At 65.6% G+C, this 14,664-nt stretch carries 14 protein-coding genes; 8 read left to right on the top strand and 6 right to left on the bottom strand.

All coding sequences use genetic code 11. The features are described from left to right. The first annotated feature begins 43 nt into the window (after positions 1–43). From FQK05_RS10590 to FQK05_RS10600, 3 genes are all read left to right on the top strand, one after another. Positions 44–649: a uracil-DNA glycosylase family protein gene (locus FQK05_RS10590; protein ID WP_158966522.1), complete on the top strand. Its 606-nt coding sequence runs from the start codon at positions 44–46 to the stop codon at positions 647–649. Next, positions 646–1,443, top strand: a complete 798-nt coding sequence (locus FQK05_RS10595; protein WP_158966524.1) for an SseB family protein — start codon at positions 646–648, stop codon at positions 1,441–1,443. The genes FQK05_RS10590 and FQK05_RS10595 overlap by 4 nt, the downstream gene beginning before the upstream one ends. Before the next feature lie 315 nt (positions 1,444–1,758). Next, the gene (locus FQK05_RS10600) at positions 1,759–2,286 is read left to right on the top strand and encodes a YHS domain-containing (seleno)protein (protein ID WP_158966526.1); all 528 of its coding nucleotides are present in this window, start codon (positions 1,759–1,761) and stop codon (positions 2,284–2,286) included. 148 nt (positions 2,287–2,434) lie between these two features. Here FQK05_RS10600 and FQK05_RS10605 read toward each other — a convergent pair whose 3' ends face one another. Both FQK05_RS10605 and FQK05_RS10610 read right to left on the bottom strand, forming a co-directional pair. Beyond that, the gene (locus FQK05_RS10605) at positions 2,435–3,751 is read right to left on the bottom strand and encodes an MFS transporter (protein ID WP_158966528.1); all 1,317 of its coding nucleotides are present in this window, start codon (positions 3,749–3,751) and stop codon (positions 2,435–2,437) included. A gap of 162 nt (positions 3,752–3,913) precedes the next feature. Next, complete coding sequence (locus tag FQK05_RS10610; protein ID WP_158966530.1) at positions 3,914–4,528, bottom strand: GcrA family cell cycle regulator; 615 nt, start codon at positions 4,526–4,528, stop codon at positions 3,914–3,916. A gap of 403 nt (positions 4,529–4,931) precedes the next feature. Between FQK05_RS10610 and FQK05_RS10615 the strand changes: the two genes are divergently transcribed. From FQK05_RS10615 to cysK, 3 genes are all read left to right on the top strand, one after another. Then, complete coding sequence (locus tag FQK05_RS10615; protein ID WP_158966532.1) at positions 4,932–6,110, top strand: aspartate aminotransferase family protein; 1,179 nt, start codon at positions 4,932–4,934, stop codon at positions 6,108–6,110. Positions 6,111–6,188: 78 nt separating this feature from the next. After that, on the top strand, positions 6,189–7,115 hold the full coding sequence (gene argF, locus FQK05_RS10620; protein ID WP_158966534.1) for an ornithine carbamoyltransferase: 927 nt from the start codon (positions 6,189–6,191) through the stop codon (positions 7,113–7,115). Between the two features lie 353 nt (positions 7,116–7,468). After that, positions 7,469–8,548, top strand: a complete 1,080-nt coding sequence (cysK, locus tag FQK05_RS10625) for a cysteine synthase A (RefSeq protein WP_158966535.1) — start codon at positions 7,469–7,471, stop codon at positions 8,546–8,548. Positions 8,549–8,641: 93 nt separating this feature from the next. Here cysK and FQK05_RS10630 read toward each other — a convergent pair whose 3' ends face one another. From FQK05_RS10630 to FQK05_RS10645, 4 genes are all read right to left on the bottom strand, one after another. After that, positions 8,642–9,496 carry an HpcH/HpaI aldolase/citrate lyase family protein gene (locus tag FQK05_RS10630; RefSeq protein WP_158966536.1) on the bottom strand — a complete coding sequence of 285 codons (855 nt, stop codon included), beginning with the start codon at positions 9,494–9,496 and terminating at the stop codon, positions 8,642–8,644. Next, entirely contained in the window at positions 9,496–9,957 is a 462-nt protein-coding gene (locus FQK05_RS10635) for a MaoC family dehydratase (protein WP_158966537.1), read from the bottom strand. Before FQK05_RS10635 ends, FQK05_RS10630 begins: the two co-directional genes overlap by 1 nt. A gap of 334 nt (positions 9,958–10,291) precedes the next feature. Further along, on the bottom strand, positions 10,292–11,257 hold the full coding sequence (locus tag FQK05_RS10640) for a LysR family transcriptional regulator (RefSeq protein ID WP_158966538.1): 966 nt from the start codon (positions 11,255–11,257) through the stop codon (positions 10,292–10,294). A 76-nt stretch (positions 11,258–11,333) separates the two neighbouring features. After that, the gene (locus FQK05_RS10645) at positions 11,334–11,648 is read right to left on the bottom strand and encodes a hypothetical protein (protein ID WP_158966539.1); all 315 of its coding nucleotides are present in this window, start codon (positions 11,646–11,648) and stop codon (positions 11,334–11,336) included. 229 nt (positions 11,649–11,877) lie between these two features. Between FQK05_RS10645 and lepA the strand changes: the two genes are divergently transcribed. Next, positions 11,878–13,677 (top strand): translation elongation factor 4, encoded by a 1,800-nt coding sequence (gene lepA / locus FQK05_RS10650; RefSeq protein WP_158966540.1) that lies wholly within the window; start codon positions 11,878–11,880, stop codon positions 13,675–13,677. A 232-nt stretch (positions 13,678–13,909) separates the two neighbouring features. Beyond that, entirely contained in the window at positions 13,910–14,341 is a 432-nt protein-coding gene (locus tag FQK05_RS10655) for a nuclear transport factor 2 family protein (protein WP_158966541.1), read from the top strand. Positions 14,342–14,664: the final 323 nt, after the last annotated feature.

Raw genomic sequence — 14,664 nt, forward strand, 5'->3', positions numbered from 1 at the left:
GTTCAGTTCTTGGTTGTACCGCGATGCAAGTGCGGAGGGCGGAATGACGCAAAAAGCGGCAGAGGTCGCAACACTGGCCGAAGAGATTCGGGCCTGTCGGCTGTGCGCCGACCGGTTCGCGGCCACGGCCACGCGGCACGCGCCGCGGCCCGTCGTCTGGTTCCGGCCCGGTGCGCGGATCCTGGTTGCGGGGCAGGCGCCCGGCGCGCGGGTCCATGCCTCGGGGCGGCCGTTCACCGATCCGTCGGGCGACCGGCTGCGCGACTGGATGGGGATCGACGGCGACGTCTTCTATGACCTGGACCGCGTGGCGGTGGTGCCGATGGCCTTCTGCTTTCCGGGTTACGACGCGAAAAAGGCCGATCTGCCGCCGCCCAAGCTCTGTTCGGCCACCTGGCATGACAGGGTTATGAAGGCTCTGGGCCCCATGCCATTGACGATCCTTGTCGGCGGCCATGCCCATCGCTGGCACCTGGGCACGCGCGGGTCGGTCACCGACACCGTGGCGGGATGGCGCGCCCATGCACCGCATGTCTTTCCGCTGCCGCATCCGTCATGGCGCAATACGCACTGGCTCAAGACAAATCCCTGGTTCGCGACAGAGCTTCTGCCGGCTTTGCGCGCCCGGGTCGAGGAGGCTCTCGCATGACCGCTCCCACTCCGATCGACCTCGCCCATCGGGCGATGGAAGCCGCGCCCGGCGACGATGCCGCCCGCCTGCGCTTCTACGAAAGGGTTGCCGACAACGAGCTGTTCCTGATGCTGGTCCGCGAACCCGAGGCCGAGGATATCGAGCCCGAAATCTTCGACGTGGCCGATGGCCGCTTCGTGCTGGCCTTCGACCGGATCGAACGCCTGGCGGATTTCGCGGGCCGCCCGGTGCCTTACGTGGCGATCCCGGGCCGCGCGCTGGCGGGGCTGCTGTCGGGGCAGGGGATCGGGCTGGGCCTGAACCTCGAAGTCGCGCCCTCGTCCCTTCTGATCCCGGCCGAGGCGATGTCCTGGCTGACCGAGACGCTGACCGACACCCATGGCGGCCTTGTCGCCGACGAGGCGCAGATCGAAGGCCTTCACCCGCCTGCGGGCCTGCCCGAGGCGCTGGTGGTCGGTCTGGACGCCAAGCTTGCCAGTGCCGCCGGCCACGCACCGATGGCATTCCTGGCGGGTGTCGAATACGCCGGTGGCGGCAAGGGCCACCTGCTGGCCTTCATCGATGCGGCCCCGGCGGCCGAAGCGGCCCTGCAACGCGCCGTGGCCGAGGCGCTGGTCTTTTCGGGGATCGAGGCCGGGGCGCTGGACGTGGGCTTTTTTACCGCCTCCGCCCCCATCGCGGCGCGGCTGGCCCGGGTGGGCCTGCGTTTCGACCTGCCCCAGCCCGAGACGGAGACACTCCAGCGGGCCGCGCCCGGGTCGGATCCAGACAAGCCGCCGCGCTTGCGCTGATCGGGAGCGGTGCGTGTGTCGCACGCACCCTGCGGGCTGACAGGTTGCTGAGCGGCGTACCAGGGTGCGGCCGGGCAGGCGATGGCGGTGACGGTCGGTGCGTGCGGAGCACACACCCCGGCGGCATGAACAACACCACGCACTCTGCCAGCAGGGATCGGGGCCTATCATCACGGTTCAATCACGACGGATGACCGGCCGTCACCACGACGCGAGGCCCCCTATGGCACGGGCCGTCCAGCACATAGGCTTCTGAATGTGCCGGGACCCCTGCACGCCCCGGTCGATGACCTTTCAGGGAGCTATTGCGCCACCATGACCCGTTTTTCCTTGCTTCTTGCGGCCAGCCTTTTCGCGGCCCCCGCCTTCACACCCGCCTTTGCCGGCGATCAGTATGTCGACGAAACCGGCTATGCCGTGTCCGGCTTCGATGTCGTGGCCTATCGCGGCCTGCCCCAGGTGCCGGTGGGGCAAAGCCAGCCGGCCGCCGTGCCGGGCCGCGCCGACATCACCGCCGATTACAACGGTGCCACCTTCGCCTTCGCCAATGAAGAAAACCGGGCAAAGTTCCTGGAAAACCCGGCCTACTACGCGCCGCAATATGATGGCCACTGCGCCTATGGCGTTTCCAAGGGCGGCAAGGTGCCCGGCAATCCGAACCTGTGGCGCATCGTCGACGACAAGCTGTACCTGAACATAACCCCCGTCGTCGTGGGCTTCTGGGAGGAAGACATTCCCGGCAATCTCGACCTGGCCGAAGGCAACTGGGTGAGCATCGAGCCCACGGCGGCGTCGACCAGCACGATTCCGCAATATTCCTCGCCGGGACCGGTCCAGGACTGATCCGGCAGGCCGGTTTCCGCGTAGCCCTTGAAGGCTGAAAAGCGGCGCGGTCCCTGTCCCCCCTCGATGCATGCGCGATCGGCTTGCCGGCCTGAACAGGATGCCGGCCCCGCTTCCCGGGGTCGGCATCCGCCCATCTGTCCCCCGGTCAGCGGAGGGGAAGGCGGCTGGTTTCCCGCAAGGTCAGCAGTGCCACCAGCGTGATCGCCGCGGCGGCCGAGACATAGAAGGCCGGTGCCAGATCGTCATGCGAGGCGCCGATCAGCCATGTGGCCACCATCGGCGCAGTGCCCCCGAAGACCGCGTACGGGATGTTGTACGACACCGAAACGGCGGTCACCCGGACCCGGCCGGGGAACAGTTCGCACATCGTGGCGGGCAGGCAGCCGGCGAAGATGGCGATCAGGGTGACGGTGATCACCTCGCCTGCCATGATCATGGTGCTGGACGGATGATGCAGCAGCCAGAAGATCGGATAGCTGCCCAGCCCCATCAGGATCGTACCGGTCAAGAGCATCGGCTTCCGTCCGACCTTGTCCGAGATATGGGCCGCGACCGGCAGCAGGATCACCAAGAGCAGCAGGCTGGCCGTGTTGAAGTCCAGCGCCACGGCCTGGCTGACCTTGGTGTATTCTTCCAGATAGGTCACCAGGTAGACGAAACCGCCATAAAAGCTGATCGCGCTGAAAACGCAGATGCCGACGACCCGTGCGATGTCGCGGCCGTGGTTGCGGAAGGCATCGATCAGCGGCACCTGCCCCATGGTGTCGACATTCCCGGACAGGTCCTCCAGTTCCGGGGCACTGAATGTCTCCTCGACATTGCGGCGCAGGAAGACGCCGGCAAAGCCCAGAAGGATCCCCATCAGGAACGGCACGCGCCAGCCCCAGGATTTCATCGCGTCGGGCGCCAGCATGTTCGACATCAGGTCGGCCACGGCCGATCCCAGCAACAGGCCCACGATGGCCCCGGTCACGGCCCAGGATCCGGCCAGCCCGCGGCGGCCGATAGGCGCGTGTTCCACGAGGAAGGTGGCGGAACTGGTGTATTCGCCACCGACCGACAGCCCCTGGCACAGGCGCAGCAAGGTCAGCAGCAGGGGCGCTGCTACCCCGATGGCGGCATAGCCGGGCAGGAAGGCGATCAGCGTGGTCGGGATGGCCATCATGCCCACCGACAGAGTCAGCGCCAGCTTGCGGCCATGGCGGTCGGCGATATGGCCGAAGAAGATGCCGCCGATGGGTCGCATCATGAAGCCCGCGGCGAAGACGCCGAAGGTGGCGATCAGGCTGACGGTCTTGTCATCGGACGGAAAGAACTGGGCCGCGATGATTGGCGCCAGATAGCCGTAGATCGCGAAATCGTACCATTCCAGCGTATTGCCGATGGCACCGGCGATATTGGCCCGGGTCCAGAACCCGGGATAGGGCGCATCCGGCAGGCCGCCCGCGGTCTGATCTGTCATGCCATCCCCTTTCCGGTACGATTTTGCGTCGTATTGGCGGATGGGGAAACTAAGCGCCACGCCGGGCGGCTATGGCAACCTTCCCGCAGCCGGGGAGGCGGTTTTTCCGGTCAGGAACCGGAAAAACAGGGGCCAGGTATCGCGGAATTGGCGGCGCCGGCCTTACCGGCGGCGGTCGCGCCGCGCGCTCATCGGCTGGAAGGCCACGCCGACATGGGCCTCGCAATAGGGCTTGCCGGGCTGGCTGGGCAGGCCGCAGAACCAGAAATCTTCCGTCGCCGGATCGCCCACGGGCCATTTGCAGGTCCGTTCGGTCAGGTCCATCAGCGTCAGCTTCAGGGCCTTCTTCTCGATCTCGGACACCTTGGCCAGGGCTTCGGGGCTGATCTCGTTGGCCGACGGCTGCGGTGGCAGCGGCTGTCCGGCCGGCACGATCTGCTTGCGCGGGTTGACCGGGGGGGCGGGCCGCGTCTCGACCTCGACCGCGCGCGGGGCTTCGGCCTGCGCGCTCACGGGGGGCTCGGCCTCCTCGGGCGCCGGAACCTCGGGCTGTTCGGGCTTGGCGGCCGGTTTCGGCTTGGCCTCGGCGGCCGGTGCCACGGCGGGCTTGGCGGCGGTGGCGGGACCGCCGGCACGGTTCGACAGGCCCAGCCGGTGAACCTTTCCGATCACGGCATTGCGGGTGACGCCGCCCAGTTCCTTGGCAATCTGGCTGGCAGACTGGCCCTCGCTCCACATTTTCTTGAGCAGTTCAACGCGTTCGTCGGTCCAGGACATGCCTTCCCCATTTCGTAAAGCGGACGACCCCGTCCGGGGTGCCCGCCTGAATTCCATCATGCAGTAGCGATCGTGCAGTAATACTTGCGTCAGCCCGTGATATTAGCCTTTCGGGCGGCAGATACAAGGGACCCCTCTGCGGTCCATCCCGCGAACCCCGGTCCCGGCACGGGCCGCAGTGCGATTTCCGCTTCCCTTTTCGCGGGTTGAATAGTAGAGCCCTGCCATGGTCAATCGGAACGCCCATATCGCCTCGCGACGCCGACGTCGCTTCGCCTGACGCCCCTTAGCGGCGCCGGTCTTTCCGCGTTCGACCACTCTCTCCTTTCATTTCGTTGACGATCCCTGCCTCATCCGGCACTTGTTGTGCCAATTCCATGGGGCTCATCAGAAGGAGGATCCGATGATCCCGTCCGTCTTGCCGACTTATTCCCGTGCGCCGCTCGAATTCGAGCGCGGCGAAGGTTCCTGGTTGATCGAGCGCGACGGCCGCCGGTTCCTCGACCTGAGCTCGGGCATTGCCGTGAATGCTCTGGGCCATGCGCATCCCGCGCTGGTCGCCACGATCACCGATCAGGCGTCGAAGCTGTGGCATGTGTCGAACCTCTACAAGATCCCGCAGCAGCAGGCGCTGGCCGACAAGCTGGTCGAACTGACCTTTGCCGATACCTGCTTCTTCACCAATTCGGGCACCGAGGCCTGTGAACTGGCGGTGAAGATGGCGCGCAAGTACTTCTATGAGGGGGGCCAGCCTGAAAAGGTCGACATCATGACCTTCGCCGGATCCTTCCATGGCCGGTCCTCCGCCGGGATCGCCGCCGCGGGGACCGAGAAGATGGTCAAGGGCTTCGGCCCCCTGCTGCCGGGCTTCGTCCACCTGCCGTTCGAAAACGCGCTGGAAGCCGCGACCGATGCCGTGACCGACACGACGGCCGCGATCCTGATCGAGCCGGTGCAGGGCGAGGGCGGGATCCGCGTCGTCCCGGACGAGGTGCTGAAGGGTCTGCGCAAACTCTGCGACGAAAAGGGCCTGTTGCTGATCCTGGACGAGGTCCAGTGCGGCATGGGCCGGACCGGGCGCCTGTTCGCGCATGAATTCGCAGGCATCACTCCGGACATCATGATGGTGGCCAAGGGCATCGGCGGGGGCTTCCCGCTGGGCGCGGTTCTGGCGACCGAAGAGGCCGCGTCGGGCATGACGGCGGGCACCCACGGATCGACCTATGGCGGCAACCCGCTGGGATGTGCCGTGGGCCTGACGGTCGTGACCCATGTGGGCGAGCCGGAATTCCTAGCCGACGTGAACCGGCGCGCGGGCCTTTTCCGCCAGAGGCTGGAAGGTCTGGTCGCTGCACATCCCGACGTGTTCGAGGAAGTGCGCGGCACCGGCCTTATGCTGGGTCTGAAGTGCAAGCCCGCGGCCGCGTCCGTGGTGGAGGCCGGCTATAACGCCGAGGTCATCACCGTGCCCGCCGCCGACAACGTGATCCGCATCCTGCCGGCCCTGACGATTTCCGAAGACGAGATTGCCGAGGCCATCGCCCGTCTCGACAAGGCTGCCTCGGCACTCGAAGCCGGCTGATCCGAACGACACTCCCGGGGGCAGGGGCCTTTGGCCGACAGGCCACGGGCCGCCCCCGGCCCAATATCCGAAAAGAACATGAACCATTTTATCGACATTTCCACGACCGATGCCGCCGATCTGCGGCACATGATCGACCACGCGCGGGCCATGAAGGACGCGCGCGCCGGGCGCACCAAGGGCGCCCCCGACGACGAACAGCCGCTGGCGGGCCGCATGGTCGCGCTGATCTTCGAAAAGCCGTCCACCCGGACACGCGTGTCCTTCGACGTGGGCGTGCGCCAGATGGGCGGGCAGTCCATGGTGCTGTCGGGCGCCGACATGCAGCTGGGCCATGGCGAAACCATCGCCGACACCGCCAGGGTGCTGTCGCGCTATGTCGACCTGATCATGATCCGGACCTTCGATCCGTCCGTCCTTCAGGAAATGTCTGATGCGGCCAGCGTGCCGGTGATCAACGGGCTGACCGATGCCTCGCATCCCTGCCAGATCATGGCGGACGTGATGACCTTCGAGGAACATCGCGGCCCCATCGCCGGCAAGAAGGTGGTCTGGACCGGGGACGGCAACAATGTCTGTTCGTCGTTCCTGCACGCCGCTGGCCAGTTCGGGTTCGATCTGACCTTCACCGGTCCGTCCCAACTGGACCCGAATGCCGATGACGTGGCCTTTGCCCGGTCGAAAGGGGCCAATATCCTGATCGAACGCGATCCGATGGCGGCTGTCGCCGGCGCGGACCTGGTCGTCGCCGATACCTGGGTATCGATGCACGACGCGCAATCCGCGCGGGAACGGCGCCACAACATGCTGCGCCCCTACCAGGTGGACGCGCGTCTGATGGCGGGCGCCAATGACGACGCGCTGTTCATGCACTGCCTGCCGGCGCACCGCGGCGAAGAGGTGACGTCCGAGGTGATGGACGGCCCGCAATCGGTGATCTTCGACGAGGCCGAGAACCGCCTGCACGCGCAGAAGGCCGTCATGCGGTGGTGCCTGGGCGTCTGACTCGTTGCTTCCCGAGGGCGTGGTGATCGCGCCCTCTGGGACCCACCCACCTGCCCGATGGATCCCCTGCGGGATCCATCGTCCCGCCCGGGCGGAGAGATCCGGGGCGAACGCGCCGGGGCCTTGTGCTCCTTGCGGCCTCTCTTCTGGTCGTCTCAGCGCCGGGCTGGTTTCCACGCCTCATTGACAGCTTTCCGGGGCATGTCCTGCGCCCGAAGGCCCGGCGCGTTCGTGCCGTGCGCCGGGCGTTCGGCATTTGCCTTGCCGCAAGGGAAAGCTATGCTCGGCCGGTGTTGCAGGGGGAAAGAGCGATTACGTCTGCAACCGTTCGTTCAATCGGGGAACCCACTGCAATGACCGACGCACCAGCATTCACGACCAAGGGCCGCGGGAAGCTTTACGATTCCGTCGTGGCGACTGTCGGCGACACACCCGTGATCCGCATCAACGCGCTCGCGCCCGAAGGGGTCGAGGTCTATGTGAAGGCCGAATTCTTCAACCCGGCCGCGTCGGTCAAGGACCGCCTCGCCCTGTCGATCATCGAGGAGGCGGAACGCAGCGGCGCGCTGAAACCCGGCCAGACGGTGGTCGAGGCGACGTCGGGCAATACCGGCATCGGGTTGGCCATGGTCTGCGCCGCCAAGGGCTATCCGCTGGTGGTGACGATGGCGGAAAGCTTCTCGGTCGAGCGGCGCAAGCTGATGCGCATGTTCGGGGCACAGGTCGTGCTGACGCCCAAGGAACAGAAGGGCACCGGCATGTACAACAAGGCGGTCGAACTGGCCGAGGTCAATGGCTGGTTCCTGGCGCGCCAGTTCGAGACGGATGCCAATGCCAAGATCCACGAGAACACGACTGCGCGGGAAATCCTGGCGGATTTCGACGGCAAGCAACTGGATTACTGGGTCACGGGCTATGGCACCGGCGGCACGATGACCGGCGTGGCGCGCGTGCTGCGCAAGGAACGGCCCGAGACGAAGATCGTCCTGTCCGAACCTGCGAACGCCGCACTTCTGACCAGCGGCACGCCGCAGAAGCGAACCAAAAGCCACGCGCCGGCCGAAAGCCACCCCGCCTTTCAGCCGCACCCGATCCAGGGCTGGACGCCGGATTTCATTCCTTACGTCCTGCAGGAGGCCGTCGACGGCGCCTATTACGACGAGGTGATGCCGATATCGGGGCCCGAAGGCATCGCATGGGCGCAGAAGCTGGCGCAGAAGGAAGGCATCCTGACCGGTATCTCGGGCGGGTCGACCTTTGCCGTGGCGATGAAGATCGCCGAGAAGGCGGCGCCGGGCACCGTGATCCTGGTGATGCTGCCGGATACCGGCGAACGCTACATGTCGACGCCGCTGTTCGAGGCGATCCCGGCCGACATGTCCGAGGACGAGATGGCCCTGTCGAAATCGACCCCGGGCTACCAGATGGGCTGATCGGGGCAGGGGGCCGGGGCGCAATCCGGCCCGGTTTCCCCATGGTAATACAGCCGCGATCCGCGCCAAACGATGCGGATCGCGGCCCTGTCTTCAGTCCTGGCCGGCCATGGCCATGATCTTGCGCGCCGCGCGTTCGTGGGGCTTGTCGATCATCTGCCCATCGATCCGGACCACGCCGGCGGTGGGGTCGGCGGCGAAGGCTTCCAGCACCTTCCGCGCCCAGGCCAGTTCGTCCTCCGTCGGGGTGAAGGCCGCGTTCACGGGCGCCACGTGTTTCGGATGGATCACCGCCTTGGCGCCGAACCCGTCGCGGCGGGCGGAATTGGCCTCGGCCTCGACCACCGACAGGTCGTCCAGCACGGCGCAGATCGTGTCGACCGCCACGACGCCCGCCGCCGCCGCACCCGCAAGGCACAGGTTCCGCGCCAGCCGGAAGGGTTCATGGTATCCCACGCGCGCCCCGTTCTCCTTGGCGCCCAGCGAGGCGGCCAGGTCCTCGGCCCCCCACATCAGCCCCCACAGCCGCGGGTCGCAGTCCTTGTACCGGCCAAGCGCGAACAACGACGCCGCCGTTTCCGTGGCGATTGCCAGGATCGGCGTCTCGGCCAGCCTGTGCGCGGCTTCGAAGGCGGCCAGGTAATTGGCACAGGTCTTCAGGTCCTCGGGGCCCTCGCATTTCGGCAGGGCGATGCCGTCGGGGGCAAAGGGCATCACGGCGGCCAGATCCGCCAGTGTCAGGCCGGTGTCCAGCGCGTTGATCCGCACGAAAAGCTTCGGGCCCGTGCGCGGGGCCTTCAGCATGTCGCCCACGATCTTCCGGGCGTTCTCCTTCTCGGACAGGGCCACCGAATCTTCCAGGTCGAGGATCAGCGCATCCGCCTCGCCCTCGCGCGCCTTGGAAAACTTCCGCTCGCTGTCGCCGGGGACAAACAGGAAGCTGCGCATCAGACCGCCCCTGCCGGCTTCTTGTAAAGCAACGAGGTGCGCTTGCACTTGGCCACCAGCGTGCCGTCCTGCTTGTAGCAGCGGTGTTCGAATTCCACGATGCCGCGGTCGGGCTTGGACTTGCTCTCGCGGACCATGGTGATTGTCGTCTCGGCCCGCAGCGTATCGCCGTGGAAGACCGGATTGGGGAAGACCACGTCGTTGAAACCCAGGTTGCCCACCAGCGTGCCCAGCGTCGTGTCCTGCACCGACAGGCCCACCAGGATCGCCAGCGTGAACATGGAATTGAACAGCCGCTGGCCCCATTCCGTCTTTTCCGCGAAGTCGGCGTCGATGTGCAGCGGCTGCGGGTTCATCGACATCAGGCTGAACATGGTGTTGTCCGCCTCGGACACCGTGCGGCGCAGCTCGTGCTTCAGCTCCTGCCCCACGTGGAATTCGTCAAAGTAAAGACCGGCCATCCTGGTCCTCCGTCAGTGCAATTTCGGCAAGCCCGCCCGGGGCCCGCGACGAAGCAGGCGCCGGCCGGACCGGGACGGGGGCAATGTGTCGGATCGGGTTGGCACGCAGGCCGCGGTCGACATCGGGCCAGGGCCGGACTGAAGCCGCCCCTTGTCGTCGCGGGGCGCATGCCGCCCTTTCTCCCGTCCTCCCCCGCCGCGTACTTGGCCACGACGGGCAGGGCTGCGCAAGCCGGTCGGTTTCGAAAGACGAAGATCGGGCCGTCGGCCAGGGGAATGGCGCCCCGGGGCAGGGGGCCTGCAGGTTCCGCCATGCAGGCCCGCAAGGCGCGGATCAGCCGTCGATGACTTCCAGCGCACCGGACAGCCAGGGCAGGCGGTTGATCGCGGGTTCGGTCATGTGGCTGCGGACCAGCCGGCGCATGGTCTCGGCCACGTCGCGGGGCACCCGGTCCACCCAGTCCGCCCCGGCAAAGAGCGATATCGTACGACTGTCCGACCCGAACGGCAGGGCGAAGGCATCCAGCCCGTCGTGGAACCGGGCGGCCCGCATGTAGCCCAGCGGCGTCGTGATCGCCCAGCCGACGCGGCGGGCGACCATCGCCATCAGTGCCAGATGGCTGCCGATCTCGAACCGGTCGCCGAATTCCAGACCCTGCCGGGACAGGATCGCCTCGATCTGCTGGGCGATCAGCTGCTCGCGCGCATAGCGCAGCAGCGGCAGGCGCTCGACCTCCCGTTCCAGATCGACCGGGTCGCTGACCCAGCCGGACGGCGTGACCACGATGAAGGGGTCGCGTACCAGCGGGTATTCGGTCACACCGTCCAGATGCTGGCCGGTACTGGCCGCAACGGCGATGTGGAATTCCCGCGCCTGCATGGCGGCCGAAATCTCGCGGCTGGAGGCCGTGATCAGCTTGAAACGGCAACGTGTCAGCGAATCCGCCAGCACCGTAACCAGCCGTGGAGTCAGGTCATTGTCGAAATCGTCTATCAACCCGATCGACAATGTCGTCAGGTCGCCCAGGTCCATGACCGTCAGTTCGTTCTGCGCCAGGCGCAGTTCGCCCAGGACCGCCTCGGTCCGGGCAAGAAAGGACCGTCCGGCCGATGTCACCCGCATCGGCCTGCGTCCATGATCCACCAGGTCGACGCCCAGTGCCTTCTCAAGATTGCGTAGTTGCTGGCTTACCGCTGGCTGACTCAATCCGGTCCGCTCTGCCGCCTGAGCGACCGAGCCGGTGCTTGCAAGTGCTTCGAACACCTCGAGGCCTCGCAAGGTGACCCCCTTTATCAGCATGATATCTCATCCTTACACCCGCGCCGTTCCTGACGGCCGGCGCGGGCGAGGTCAAGTATTCAGGGTAAAATAACTTTCAACCGCAGGTTCGCGCGGCGGTTTCGCCGAATATTCTATACCTTTGCCACAATTCTTCATCACGATCGCGATCCGACTGCCGTGCTTCCTGGGCCTTGTGCGGGTCCGCGAACCACTTCGCGACCTTGCGCTGTTCACTGCGCGACAGGGTCTTCGATGCGACGTTCTGGATGCAGCGGCACAGCGACTCCGACGCGGCCCGGCGGGCGGACTCGCGGCAGGCGCGTTCGACGATGCTGCCGGCGTCGGCGGTGTTGGGCATACCGACCAGTATGCAGGCGCCAAGGGCGGCGGTGATGATGAAATGCTTCATGGGGTGCCTCGTACCCGTTACCTTGTGGTTGTTTTCTGTGCCCGGTGCGGTCCGGTTGGCCCGGACCTTTCTTCAGCGGCGCGACGAGTCTTCCTTGAGTCTGGATTCCGTCACGGCCGCCTTTGTTTACTGCGGAATGGTGCTTCGGATCAATCTTGGATCCGGAAGGCGGCAATCCCATATCGGACCCGCTTGACCGGCCACCGGTTCCCGATCATATGCAGCGATCATGACAGAGCTCAGCCATATCCGTAACTTTTCGATCGTTGCCCATATCGACCACGGGAAATCCACCCTGGCCGACCGGCTGATCCAGTCCACGAACACGGTCTCCGAACGCGAGATGAAGGAGCAGCTGCTCGACGCTATGGATATCGAGCGCGAGCGCGGCATCACCATCAAGGCGAACACCGTCCGGATCGAGTACATCGCCGACAATGGCGAGCTTTATGTGCTGAACCTGATCGACACGCCCGGCCACGTCGACTTTGCCTACGAAGTGTCCCGGTCGATGCACGCGGTCGAAGGATCGCTGCTGGTGGTCGATTCGACCCAGGGGGTCGAGGCGCAGACCCTGGCCAACGTGTATCAGGCCATCGACGCGGATCACGACATCATCCCGGTCCTGAACAAGATCGACCTGCCCGCGTCGGAACCCGACCGCGTCCGCGAACAGATCGAGGACGTGATCGGCATCGATGCCTCGGACGCGCTGCTGGTGTCCGCCAAGTCCGGCATTGGCATCCACGAGACGCTGGAAGCCATCGTTCACCGTCTGCCTGCACCTGTGGGCGACCGGGACGCGCCCCTGAAGGCGATGCTGGTCGACTCGTGGTACGATCCCTACCTGGGCGTGGTCGTGCTGGTCCGGATCATGGACGGCGTGATGAAGAAGAACGACCGCGTCAAGTTCATGCGGAACGGCACCATCCACCAGATCGACAAGATCGGCGTCTTCCGTCCCGCCATGCAGGACGTGGCCGAACTGGGCCCGGGCGAGATCGGGTTCATCACCGCGTCCATCAAGCAGGTCCGCGACACCAAGGTCGGCGACACGATCACGCACGAGAAGAAGGGCGCCGACAAGCCGCTACCCGGCTTCCAGCCGTCGATTCCGGTCGTCTTCTGCGGTCTCTTCCCCGTCGACAGTGCCGAATTCGAGGACCTGCGCGACGCGATCGAGAAGCTGGCCCTGAACGACGCCTCGTTCAGTTTCGAGATGGAGACCTCGGCCGCACTGGGTTTCGGCTTCCGCTGCGGCTTCCTGGGCCTGCTGCACCTGGAGGTCATCCGCGACCGGTTGGAGCGGGAATACGATATCGACCTGATCACCACGGCGCCGTCGGTGGTCTATCATATCTTCATGAAGGACGGGACGATGCAGGAACTGCACAACCCCGCCGACATGCCCGACCTGACCTATGTCGACCACGTCGAGGAACCCCGGATCAAGGCCACGATCATGGTGCCCGACGAATATCTGGGCGACGTGCTGAAGCTGTGCCAGGACCGCCGCGGCATCCAGATGGAGCTGACCTATGCCGGCACCCGTCCGCTGGTTGTCTATGACCTGCCGCTGAACGAGGTCGTGTTCGACTTCTACGACAGGCTGAAATCGGTGACCAAGGGCTATGCCTCGTTCGACTACCAGCTGATCGGCTACCGCGAGGACCAGCTGGTCAAGATGCAGATCCTGGTGAACGACGAACCCGTCGATGCGCTGTCGATGATGGTCCACCGCGACCGTGCCGAAATGCGCGGCCGGGCGATGTGCGAAAAGCTGAAGGACCTGATCCCGCGTCACATGTTCAAGATCCCGATCCAGGCGGCCATCGGCGGCAAGGTCATCGCGCGCGAGACCCTGTCGGCCATGCGCAAGGACGTGACGGCCAAGTGCTATGGCGGCGACGCGACCCGGAAGAAGAAGCTGCTGGAAAAGCAGAAGGCCGGGAAGAAGAAGATGCGCCAGTTCGGCAAGGTCGACATTCCGCAGGAAGCGTTCATCTCCGCGCTGAAGATGGACAGCTGAGGGCGGCGACGGGGTAGGCCCCGCCGTTCGGCTTTGACTGCGAGCCGCCCACGCAAAAATCCGGGTCCCGCCCGGCGTTCACGCCGGGCAGCGCCCGCCCGCCCCCATGGCGGGCGCTTCGCACCCACCCGGGCGGCCGCAGCCCTCCTAAAGCGCAGATCGCCCTGAAGGCGAAAAACATCTACCCTCATTCCCCGACCCCAATTACGCTTGGGCCAAAGGAGGAGGCCCGATGAATGTCCCCCGCACCCTTGCCCTTGTCGCCCTGACCCTGTCATCCCCCGCCATGGCCGACGGCCTCCCGGACGGAGACGCGGCCGCGCTGGTTGCGGGCTGGGCGAACACGGTGGCCACTGGCGATGCCTCGGCTGTTGCGGCGGTCCTGGCCCCGGAATTCCAGATCGTCCGCGGTAACGGCGCCCGCCACGACGCCACGGCCTATGCCGCGGGCCAATTTCCGAAGATCACGTCAATCCCCGAGGCAGTCGAGATCGTCGAGACCACGTCCCCCGACCTCCGCGTGATCAGCTATGTCCTGCTGGTGACCGAGACGGTGGACGGAAAGGTTCTAGAGCACCGCGCGCCGAGGCTGACGGTGTTCCGGCGGATCGGAGAGGGGTGGTTTGTCGCGGCACATGCAAATTTTGCGTTGCCGGAGGGGTGAGGTGGAGTGCACTAATTGCTGCAAATGGATCCGACCAACCGGCTTGGGCGGCTATGCAATGATTTTCTTTGAGAAGATGGTCGGGCGTTGATGCGCCCTGCAATTCGTGACCAATGTTCTCGGGCGTTCTTCGGGGGAGGGGATTTTTTGGGCGGGGAAGCTTACAAAGAAGAAGTGAAGAATCGGATAGTGGCTGTTCGAAAAGCCTATCCACTGCAGCCAATTGTATTTGCGGGATCAGGGTTGAGTCGCCGCTGGATTGGCGCTCCGTCTTGGTTTGAGCTTTTGGAGTGGGCTATCGAGGTTTGCCCGTTGATCGATAA

The organism is Chachezhania sediminis (assembly GCF_009765275.1).
Taxonomy (GTDB): Bacteria; Pseudomonadota; Alphaproteobacteria; order Rhodobacterales; family Rhodobacteraceae; genus Chachezhania; species Chachezhania sediminis.

Excerpts from the sequence above, each read along its gene's own strand:
- FQK05_RS10590 (WP_158966522.1), top strand. The coding sequence starts at position 44 with ATGACGCAAAAAGCGGCAGAGGTCGCAACACTGGCCGAAGAGATTCGG.
- FQK05_RS10595 (WP_158966524.1), top strand. The coding sequence starts at position 646 with ATGACCGCTCCCACTCCGATCGACCTCGCCCATCGGGCGATGGAAGCC.
- FQK05_RS10600 (WP_158966526.1), top strand. The coding sequence starts at position 1,759 with ATGACCCGTTTTTCCTTGCTTCTTGCGGCCAGCCTTTTCGCGGCCCCC.
- FQK05_RS10605 (WP_158966528.1), bottom strand. The coding sequence starts at position 3,751 with ATGACAGATCAGACCGCGGGCGGCCTGCCGGATGCGCCCTATCCCGGG.
- FQK05_RS10610 (WP_158966530.1), bottom strand. The coding sequence starts at position 4,528 with ATGTCCTGGACCGACGAACGCGTTGAACTGCTCAAGAAAATGTGGAGC.
- FQK05_RS10615 (WP_158966532.1), top strand. The coding sequence starts at position 4,932 with ATGATCCCGTCCGTCTTGCCGACTTATTCCCGTGCGCCGCTCGAATTC.
- argF (WP_158966534.1), top strand. The coding sequence starts at position 6,189 with ATGAACCATTTTATCGACATTTCCACGACCGATGCCGCCGATCTGCGG.
- cysK (WP_158966535.1), top strand. The coding sequence starts at position 7,469 with ATGACCGACGCACCAGCATTCACGACCAAGGGCCGCGGGAAGCTTTAC.
- FQK05_RS10630 (WP_158966536.1), bottom strand. The coding sequence starts at position 9,496 with ATGCGCAGCTTCCTGTTTGTCCCCGGCGACAGCGAGCGGAAGTTTTCC.
- FQK05_RS10635 (WP_158966537.1), bottom strand. The coding sequence starts at position 9,957 with ATGGCCGGTCTTTACTTTGACGAATTCCACGTGGGGCAGGAGCTGAAG.
- FQK05_RS10640 (WP_158966538.1), bottom strand. The coding sequence starts at position 11,257 with ATGCTGATAAAGGGGGTCACCTTGCGAGGCCTCGAGGTGTTCGAAGCA.
- FQK05_RS10645 (WP_158966539.1), bottom strand. The coding sequence starts at position 11,648 with ATGAAGCATTTCATCATCACCGCCGCCCTTGGCGCCTGCATACTGGTC.
- lepA (WP_158966540.1), top strand. The coding sequence starts at position 11,878 with ATGACAGAGCTCAGCCATATCCGTAACTTTTCGATCGTTGCCCATATC.
- FQK05_RS10655 (WP_158966541.1), top strand. The coding sequence starts at position 13,910 with ATGAATGTCCCCCGCACCCTTGCCCTTGTCGCCCTGACCCTGTCATCC.